The organism is Coleofasciculus sp. E2-BRE-01, from assembly GCF_040221695.1.
Taxonomy (GTDB): domain Bacteria; phylum Cyanobacteriota; class Cyanobacteriia; order Cyanobacteriales; family Coleofasciculaceae; genus Coleofasciculus.
On sequence record NZ_JAVKEA010000066.1, the window covers coordinates 20352 to 29124 of the forward strand.

The window sequence follows — 8773 nt, forward strand, 5'->3', positions numbered from 1 at the left end:
CTCATAATTTAGTAAGGAGAGAAAAAGTCTCCTGAGTTTGTACTGCGATACTATCGACCTTTTGTAGAAAGAAGCACTGCCATGGTTCAATACTCCATTAGTGCCACCAACAATCCCAAAAAACCGATCAAACTGAGCATCTGGGAATCGGCTGTGCAGACCGACTCTCGCGTTCGCCCCTTTCACTTCAAAGCGAATTATAGCTGCGAGACTCTACCCGAAGCCATGGAGATTCTCCGGCAAGTTGAGACGGAGTCCCAACAATACGAGGCGGTTGCCTAATGAACCAAAGGACAGATGACGAATATAGTATCGCTATCGACTAACCCTCCACTACCGAATCATAGTGTAAAAAAAACGGGTCTTCCGGACTTAGTGCAAGAAGGCAGAAATAACTGAACAGCTAATATCTCCCCCCGCTTCCCCTGCTCCCTCTGCTCCCCCTGCTTCATCGTATCTACGAAGCTGCTCAAGTATTTTGCCGAGCTGCATTAGCTCAAAATCCATAGCTCCACCGAGCGCGATATCCTCTCACATCAATATGGGTAAAACAGCTAGCACTGGCTAATCCACCCCGACTTCCCCACCAGGATTCTAGGCGCTGATTAACTTGGGGTGGAGAGATCCCTTGAACCACAAAATCCACCGCATCACCAACTAAATGTCTAGATTTTGTTGCCCCTCCTGCTTTACGATTAGTTACTGGATCACGATACCAAGAATTTATAGTAATCGGACGAGCGCCCAAATATTCTCTCACTTCTTCCATCACATGAGCCACTCTCAAAATCCCCTCAACCACCTCATTATTAACGGGAATCCTTGAGCCATTCATTGTCGCTTCCGCCCAACTAAAGTGTCCACCTTCGAGAATTGGATTTCCCAGATAGACTGTTCCTAATTTGGGTACGGTGATGGGACGTCCTTTATTGGGTGAAGCAATTTTAGTTTCGGGTTCTTCTGCTTTATCGCTGGGGCGATTATTCGGTTCCGTTCCCTGAATTTCGATATGTTCTTTGAAAACATACCAATCACTCTGATTATTCTGCCCTAACAAAACCCCATCCGGTAACAGGACTTTGACGTGTCCTCCCTCAGAGGGATCATCCTCAATAATTTCCAGGCGAGTCCCCCCTTTTACCGTGATTTTTTCTTCTGGTTTGAGCCGAAATGATTGATCCGGTCGCGCTTTAAATACTGTATCGGATAAAATCTTTATTTTAATGCCTGTTCCCGGTTTAGGGATATCAATGATTTTCTGGGATTGGAGATAGTAAACAATCGCCGCTGCTCCAATGGTGGTTGATGGATGCTTCAGAACAGTAGTACCACCCCAAACCCACTCGGATTGATCTCCAACTCCATGTCTGAATCCATTCCACAAGTCAAACCCCCACAGATAAGCACCGAGGGTGCGAGTTCGGGCTTTATGGAACTCCTTAGCCAATAAAATTTCTGTCACTTTCTTCACAAATAAGTCAGGTTCGCGGAGGTTCCACTCACTGTAGTGAATAACCGCTGCAAACCACCACGGAATGCCTGTTGCTTGTTCAACGATTTCATAGTGTTGTCGCAGATCCTTCATTCGCTCAACAACTTGCTGAACTTCGGATTCTTTTTCTTTTTGTAAGTTACAGGTCAGGAAGGCTTTTTCGTAGTCAGGTAAGAGTGTCTTGAGGCGAAAGTCCATAGTTGTGTTTAGCCCTTTTGAAACAATTAACTCTAGTTAATATTTTACTCTGCTTGAATTGAGTCGGGTATGGCTTCGGTGGGGTAAACGCCCCTTTTGATGAGGATTTCAGCGTTTTTAGGGGATGATAAATTTACGCCCTCCAGCAAGCTGTTATGCTTTTGATTTGATAGGTGAGGCTGACGCAAAAGTAGACGGAGATAGGGGTTGAGGGCTATTGGCAAAACTTAATACAGCACGGTTTTCTTTTGTCCGACTACTTATAGCACTATGCACACACGTTAGGACAAAAGAAGAAAAATTTTAATTGCTCAATCCCTTGTAAGGTAAGTGTTTTTCTTCACTATTGCCCATGACACACCGAGCGAAGCCGAGGTGTTGCCTATTGCAAGAAAGCCTAGCGCGTAGCGCTATATCACTCCTTTTTTGTCAGACTAACGCTGAAAAATGACCCCGTTATCACTATTCTTTTTTTAAAGCCCCTAGTCCCCACAAACAGATACCATAGATACCCAAATAAGCCCAAAGTTCTAATTCGCCACTAACTAGCAACCAAGTCATCACTAAAGGAAACGTGATGGCTAGCATGATCACGGCAGTATCATAGTCTAAATTCATTGCTTTTATGGGGATGCACCATGCTATTATTGGCATCTAAATTGCTAATACGGATATAGCAATACTAATATAGCTTACGGTTTTCCTTTGTCCAAGGAGATTGGGTGGAGAATGAAGGGTGTGGGAAAAATCTCCTGATGGGATGACAAGCAACTTGAAACGTGGTAGCTCACAACAATTGCTGAATTTGTTCTGGGGTGATCTGCTCAACATTGCTAAAAACTTGAGCCGCCCCTGCTTTTTTTAAAGTTTGTTGATAAGCCTCACGGCGTTCTGCTGTTTCCTGAACATGTGGCGGGAGAACACCAACACCAACCCAGGTTCTGTCTGGATGAAGACTTTTGGCGGCTTTAACTGTGTACATATCTGCCACGGTATCTCCTACATAGATGGTAGGCAATGGTTGCTCAATCTGGTGCTGTTGCTGAAGCTGGTTAACGACTGCCAATAATCCTGTTGGATCAGGTTTACCGGGTGCATCTTCCATCGCCACGAGTACGGGGGATGGCAAACCGAGACGTTTTGAAAGAGCATAAAGTGCTTCATTTCGCGTCGCCCCACTAAAAAAGCCCCATAAAATATCGGCTGAGGTTAGATGTTCGAGATAGTTGGGTTCGAGGAGTAATGGTTCATCACAGATGTATCCTGTCCAATGATTTGGGTCAGCACCTCGGTAACGAGCATTAAAAAAGGCAATTAGGTTATCATAATCTAGGTCAACCTGCGATCGCGCCTGACCTTGCTGCTCAAAGTGGCGATAGATGAGTTCTCGTGAGGCGTCCCAATCGTTGTTCCATAAGCCTTCGGATTTGAGGTGGTCAATCTCAACAGAAGACGGGCGATACACTCCGGCGGTAAAATGCTCGACTGTATCCGCGATCGCTCTCCGGTACGATCCACTCACATCCCGGATGACACCATCAATATCGAAAACGACAATCGCTAGTCTAGACCTTGATTTTGTTCTTGATTTTAAAGTTGTCAATGTAAATACTCCCACGACTAACTCAGTTACTTAAGCCGTGCAGTTTTATCCCCCGGATAAATCACGAGGGCTTTCACCTTTGCTATCCTGTAGAATGATTGATTGTACATTAAGTATAAGATACCTGATCTAGTGTTGGAGGTTTGTTTGTCTAAATTTATCTTAAAAGTTCTCTGGTTAGAAGAGAATGTGGCACTCGCCGTCGATCAAGTCGTGGGTAAAGGAACTAGCCCGCTGACATCCTACTTTTTCTGGCCCCGGAACGATGCTTGGGAGCAAATCAAAAACGAACTGGAAGCCAAACATTGGATTAGCGAAATGGATCGCGTTGAGTTGCTCAACCAAGCCACTGAAGTGATTAACTACTGGCAAGAAGAAGGTAAAAATCGTCCCATGAATGAAGCGCAGGCAAAATTTCCAGAAGTCACCTTTACAGGTAGCGCCTAGTGAATGAAGCGGAGCTGGGGGGAGCTGGGGAAGCAATGTAGAGACGTGCCATGGCACGTCTGGGAGCTGGGGGAGAAAAAACCCATACAAAATAGCGAGTAATACCAAATCTGATAACCCAAACCCCTTTATCCCTGGGATACTTTTTCCTTCTACCCCTCCTGACTCCTGCCGCCTACCTCCTGCCTTCTGCTATACAAATACAAGAGAGCTATCCAGCTAACTAACGTCTGGATAGCTCCTTTCTGTTTCAATGGCAATGCTCTATCCCATCAAACCATACCACCCGCCGCTTGAAAGCGAGCTCTTGCTCTCTTTAAAGCTTGCGTGGCTTGAATTTTTTCTTGCCGATTGTCACTGGTTTCGACTTGGTTGAGACGTTCTTGGGCTTGAGAGAAAGCTTCTCGTGCGGCTTCCTTATCAATCGTCTCTCCCTGTTCCGCCCCATTAACCAGAATGGTTACTTCATCATTTTCAACTTCGGCAAATCCGCCCATCAGGGCAATGGGTATCCAGTCTTTACCCGGACGAACTCGCATCACACCAATATCCAGGGCTGACAACAGGGGTGCGTGACCCGTCAAGATACCCAGTTGACCCGTCGTACTGGGCAAAATTACTTCTTCAGCATCAGAATCCCAGACAATTTTGTCGGGAGAAACAACTCGAACAGTTAAGCTCATAATCTGTTAGTGGTCTTTGGTCATACTTAAGGGAGCGCTAATCAAGCTATCTTATTAGTCATTAGTCATTCACTGAGAAAAGCGTCATGACTAATGACTCAGCACTCAGAAGGGATTACCCTTTCATTTTCTCCGCTTTTGCGATCACTTGATCAATATCGCCAACCAGGTAGAATGCCTGTTCGGGCAGGTCGTCCAATTCTCCATTCAGAATCATTTGGAATCCCTTAATCGTTTTGTCAAGAGAAACGTACTGACCGGGTAAACCTGTAAATACTTCCGCCACAAAGAAAGGCTGAGATAAGAAGCGCTCAATCTTCCGCGCCCGCGCCACCGTCAGACGGTCATCTTCAGACAATTCATCTAAACCCAGAATCGCAATAATATCCTGGAGTTCCTTATAGCGCTGTAGGGTTGACTGAACCGCACGCGCCGTTTGGTAATGCTCTTCACCCACAATACTGGGTTGAAGCATCGTTGATGTAGAATCTAGGGGGTCTACAGCGGGATAGATTCCCTTGGATGCTAAAGCACGAGACAATACCGTCGTCGCATCTAGGTGAGCAAAGGTGGTTGCTGGTGCTGGGTCGGTTAAGTCGTCGGCTGGGACATAGACCGCTTGAATCGAGGTAATTGATCCTTCTTTGGTTGAAGTAATCCGCTCTTGCAGTTCACCCATTTCTGTAGCCAATGTGGGCTGATATCCCACAGCCGAAGGCATCCGACCGAGGAGTGCAGATACTTCTGAACCCGCTTGCACAAACCGGAAGATGTTGTCGATGAACAGCAGCACGTCCTGCTTGTTGACATCACGGAAATGTTCCGCCATCGTCAGCGCCGCCAGACCGACCCGCATCCGGGCACCGGGGGGTTCGTTCATCTGACCGTAAACCAGCGCTACTTTAGACTGGCTGAGATCTTCTTCGTTAATAACCTTTGACTCTTTAAATTCATTGTAAAGGTCATTTCCTTCACGGGTGCGTTCGCCCACACCACCAAATACCGACACACCACCGTGAGCTTTAGCAATGTTGTTGATCAGTTCTTGAATGATAACGGTTTTACCAACACCCGCTCCACCAAACAACCCAACTTTACCTCCGCGACGGTAGGGCGCCAGCAAGTCTACAACCTTAATCCCCGTTTCAAAAATCGACGGTTTGGTTTCCAGTTCGGTGAATTTAGGAGCCGAACGGTGAATCGGCGATCGCTCTTCGGTATTGACCGGACCCAATTCATCGACAGGCTCACCTAACACATTGAAAATTCGTCCCAGGGTAGCACCGCCTACGGGAACACTAATGGCGGTGCCAGTGTCTACGGCTTCCATCCCTCGAACTAAGCCGTCCGTACCACTCATGGCAACGGCTCGGACTTGGTTATCACCGAGTAACTGCTGCACTTCACAGGTTACGGCAACATCCTGTCCTGCTGCATTCTTGCCTTCAATTTTCAAAGCATTGTAAATCCGGGGCATTTTGCCGCCAGGAAACTCAACATCGACAACAGGTCCGATGATTTGAGTAATAACGCCGGTGTTTGTTTTTTCTGTGGTGGCTACCATGCTTGCGTCTATTATATTCTGGGATAACGAGCGTGCTTCTGATTTCATAAAGCACTCAGGTGACAAAGGGCTTGCTATTTCTAGAAGCCCACACTATGCTCCATCGAGTCAGTGTGTGGAGTTGTCACAGCTTAAGAGCTTAACAATACCGCTCTCTAGATTACCACTTATGGGTATCGCAAACCCAGTAGCCCGTGAGGAATTAGCTAATCGCATTCAGTGTTCTTGTAAGTGAGCTTTCTGTTTGCGTCTAATCATTGTCCGAATCCCTAAGGTTGCCACTCCCAGCAATCCGAGTAAGCCGGATGGTTCTGGCACGCTCTGGGGTTCTGGGTCATCTGGGGGAAATAATGTTCCAGGATCAGTTACAGGATCAGTTCCAGGGCCGTCTGAGGGGGATTGGGGTTCATCAGAGGGATCGTCATTCGGTTCAGGTTGAGGATCTAGCTGTGGTGGTTTTGTTCCGAGAGACTTGCCTTTGATTAGTACAGCAGCGTCTAATATACCATCACCCCAATCAGCAACATTAACCCTTATCGTATTTCTGCCATTTTTAATCAGCTGACCCTCAAAGGTCAAATTTTTGGTATACCCATCCAGCTTCGTATTCACACCAGACCCTACAGGATTATAAATAAAGTCAGAATGATACGAGGTTGGGTCATTGGGATCAGGAACTAAATTGTTGATCGTAACGGGTTGATTATCGCTTAACAGCGCCAAGGACTCTCCATTCAGAGACATGTTAAAAGAGTCGTTGAACTGCGTCCCCCCAAATTCGACAAATTCTTCCGAGCCAAAGACGTATTCAAAGAATACCTTATCTACTGTGCTATCAGCATCAAAGCTCAATTCAAGTGTAATGGAGTCTCCTTCAAATCCGGCAAAGCCTGTCTCGCCCTCAGGTCCTTGGGGATAAAAATCCGTGCTTAAGTCCGCCTGAGGATCTTGAAAGTTAGGAACTCTTCCTCCATCTTTCGTGTTTAGTCCGGGTAAGTCTGCGACTCTACCCGTACTTAAAACGATGCCCTCACCCAGACCAAAGGGATCGTCAGTGAAAGTACCAAAGGTTTCATTGTTGATGTTTCCCAGATCATCGTAAACTGTTAAACCAAACTTACTCAGTCCAGTTGTATCCCCTAACAACACATCAAGTAAATCTTGAGCATTGCCACCGGGCGTAATTGTAAATGCCATCGCTGGCAGTCCCCACAAGCTCAGAAGAGCCGTTGTTGCAATAGTGGTCGTTGTCGTCTTGATTGGTAGAAGCCCCATTGTTTTTCCCTCCTTCAAGGATAAATGGTTGCACAGTCGTCTGGTTGATTTCAAGCTCTATGGCTTGTCTTCACAGAAATAATACACTAATGTAAAGTTATGTTAAAGCTCTAAAGATTAGAGAGTTTTCTTGTTATCCTCCATTTTACTATCTAAACAAAATAATTGATGGATCGCCTCTAACGTTGAGCAGAAACCCATGGGGATCAGAAACCAACAGAAATCGTAATAGATTAGTATTTGCAGCCACCTTGTATGAGGATGATTTGTGGAGGACGGTGGTTCAGATTAAAACTGTATGCTAAAAAGACGTGATTTAGCACATTGATTTCCAATCACAATATTTTACGCTAAGTAGGGTCTGCTGAATAAGTCGGAGAAAGACAACTGATGGATTAAGTAGTTATATAAGACGACAGTAATTATAAGCGTTTATTGTTAACAATCCGGCTAATGATAAGCTTTAATAATAAAGTGACTCCGAAAAAGACCTGATTGTTTTTGAAACATAAAAAAAGACAAAAAACCTACCTAAGCAGGGCAGACAGATTCATGACGAGGAAAGTAATAGCAATGGCTGTTTCTGAAGTATGAGGCAGTTTAGCCATGACGCGACTTAAACTGTATCTACGTTTTGAGATACCAAATTTCCCTTCAATATTATTGCGAATTCTCTCGTCTTCTTGGGCTTGTTTGCTGGAGGAGAATCACACCTTCCTCTGGAGAAATGTCTTCACCAGCTAAGGCGCGGTTCAGAATGGCGTCAACGGAGTTGGTAATCACGGAATATCTGGAAAAGATAGGGAAACACTCCTCTTGATACTACTATGCCCTTGAGTATCGAGCTAGTAATCATTGACACTCCCCCGGCTGAAGGCGCAGAGGCTTACACCTCAATGGGCGGGTAAGGCAGCCAAAAAGGAGACAGGGTGTAGGGTGTGGGGTATGGGGTGTGGGGTGTGGGGTGTGGGTAAATTCAGGAGGATCAAGGGGCGGGTTTAGGAACTGTAGGGGCGGGTTTAGGAACTAAAGTCAGCTATTGCTGAAATCAATGAACAACAAAACCCGCCCTATCTCACCAATAACATATCAACAAAATCTGCCCTTATTTATAAGTTGTAAATTGCCAATTATTTAACCTCTCCCCTATCTTTAACTAACACATTTATCTGGTCTGAGTTAGCTGACCAAGCACTGACATAAGTGCTACTCTGAACCACCATTTCTTTAACGGGTTCCTCTTTACTACTTCTAACCGCAATAATGGCACAGGGATTTAAATCATTGTGGGGATATATCTTCGATTTGACATTCGAGCGATTATCCGGATGTAAAATATGCTCAACCCGAATAGTTTGAGAAGTATTTTCGGGTCTTCCGTACTTAGTGTGCTAAACTGTTAACATACTGTACCTAAAATCCAGAGTAGTAATTGTGAAAAGAGAAATGACAAAGCTCCTCAACTTACCAGGAGTCATGGTTGAAAAAATCCAAGAGACAGAAGGAACATT

10 protein-coding genes and 1 pseudogene are annotated in these 8773 nt (G+C 45.4%); 2 read left to right on the forward strand and 9 right to left on the reverse strand.

Going from position 1 to position 8773, the window contains the following annotated elements:
- Window positions 1-81: 81 nt before the first annotated feature.
- The gene (locus RIG66_RS08245; protein WP_446376956.1) at window positions 82-282 is read left to right on the forward strand and encodes a hypothetical protein; all 201 of its coding nucleotides are present in this window, start codon (window positions 82-84) and stop codon (window positions 280-282) included.
- Between the two features lie 90 nt (window positions 283-372).
- Here RIG66_RS08245 and RIG66_RS08250 read toward each other — a convergent pair whose 3' ends face one another.
- From RIG66_RS08250 to RIG66_RS08265, 4 genes are all read right to left on the reverse strand, one after another.
- Window positions 373-507 carry a hypothetical protein gene (locus tag RIG66_RS08250; RefSeq protein ID WP_446376958.1) on the reverse strand — a complete coding sequence of 45 codons (135 nt, stop codon included), beginning with the start codon at window positions 505-507 and terminating at the stop codon, window positions 373-375.
- Window positions 497-1690 carry a D-Ala-D-Ala carboxypeptidase family metallohydrolase gene (locus RIG66_RS08255; RefSeq protein ID WP_446376960.1) on the reverse strand — a complete coding sequence of 398 codons (1194 nt, stop codon included), beginning with the start codon at window positions 1688-1690 and terminating at the stop codon, window positions 497-499. Before RIG66_RS08255 ends, RIG66_RS08250 begins: the two co-directional genes overlap by 11 nt.
- A 462-nt stretch (window positions 1691-2152) precedes the next feature.
- A complete protein-coding gene (locus tag RIG66_RS08260) occupies window positions 2153-2308 on the reverse strand; it encodes a hypothetical protein (RefSeq protein WP_006103253.1) in 156 nt (51 codons plus the stop codon).
- Window positions 2309-2477: 169 nt separating this feature from the next.
- Window positions 2478-3293, reverse strand: coding sequence for a TIGR01548 family HAD-type hydrolase (locus RIG66_RS08265; protein WP_446376961.1), 816 nt, complete (start codon window positions 3291-3293; stop codon window positions 2478-2480).
- Between the two features lie 147 nt (window positions 3294-3440).
- On the opposite strand from RIG66_RS08265, the gene RIG66_RS08270 reads away from it, so the two are divergent.
- A complete protein-coding gene (locus RIG66_RS08270; protein ID WP_006103218.1) occupies window positions 3441-3740 on the forward strand; it encodes a 30S ribosomal protein PSRP-3 in 300 nt (99 codons plus the stop codon).
- 272 nt (window positions 3741-4012) lie between these two features.
- On the opposite strand, the gene atpC is transcribed toward RIG66_RS08270, so the two are convergent.
- The 5 genes and pseudogenes from atpC to RIG66_RS08295 form a co-directional block, all read right to left on the reverse strand.
- Window positions 4013-4423 carry an ATP synthase F1 subunit epsilon gene (gene atpC, locus RIG66_RS08275; RefSeq protein ID WP_446376963.1) on the reverse strand — a complete coding sequence of 137 codons (411 nt, stop codon included), beginning with the start codon at window positions 4421-4423 and terminating at the stop codon, window positions 4013-4015.
- A 115-nt stretch (window positions 4424-4538) separates the two neighbouring features.
- On the reverse strand, window positions 4539-5987 hold the full coding sequence (atpD, locus tag RIG66_RS08280) for a F0F1 ATP synthase subunit beta (RefSeq protein WP_446376965.1): 1449 nt from the start codon (window positions 5985-5987) through the stop codon (window positions 4539-4541).
- A 216-nt stretch (window positions 5988-6203) separates the two neighbouring features.
- Complete coding sequence (locus RIG66_RS08285; RefSeq protein ID WP_446376967.1) at window positions 6204-7262, reverse strand: choice-of-anchor L domain-containing protein; 1059 nt, start codon at window positions 7260-7262, stop codon at window positions 6204-6206.
- Window positions 7263-7725: 463 nt separating this feature from the next.
- Window positions 7726-7957 (reverse strand): annotated as a pseudogene (locus RIG66_RS08290) (transposase); the annotation flags it as partial.
- Window positions 7923-8045 (reverse strand): hypothetical protein, encoded by a 123-nt coding sequence (locus tag RIG66_RS08295; RefSeq protein WP_446376969.1) that lies wholly within the window; start codon window positions 8043-8045, stop codon window positions 7923-7925. The gene RIG66_RS08295 and the pseudogene RIG66_RS08290, both read right to left, overlap by 35 nt.
- Window positions 8046-8773 lie beyond the last annotated feature (728 nt).

Coding starts and splice junctions, on each gene's coding strand:
- RIG66_RS08245 (WP_446376956.1), top strand. CDS start 82: ATGGTTCAATACTCCATTAGTGCCACCAACAATCCCAAAAAACCGATC.
- RIG66_RS08250 (WP_446376958.1), bottom strand. CDS start 507: ATGGATTTTGAGCTAATGCAGCTCGGCAAAATACTTGAGCAGCTTCGT.
- RIG66_RS08255 (WP_446376960.1), bottom strand. CDS start 1,690: ATGGACTTTCGCCTCAAGACACTCTTACCTGACTACGAAAAAGCCTTC.
- RIG66_RS08260 (WP_006103253.1), bottom strand. CDS start 2,308: ATGAATTTAGACTATGATACTGCCGTGATCATGCTAGCCATCACGTTT.
- atpC (WP_446376963.1), bottom strand. CDS start 4,423: ATGAGCTTAACTGTTCGAGTTGTTTCTCCCGACAAAATTGTCTGGGAT.
- atpD (WP_446376965.1), bottom strand. CDS start 5,987: ATGGTAGCCACCACAGAAAAAACAAACACCGGCGTTATTACTCAAATC.
- RIG66_RS08285 (WP_446376967.1), bottom strand. CDS start 7,262: ATGGGGCTTCTACCAATCAAGACGACAACGACCACTATTGCAACAACG.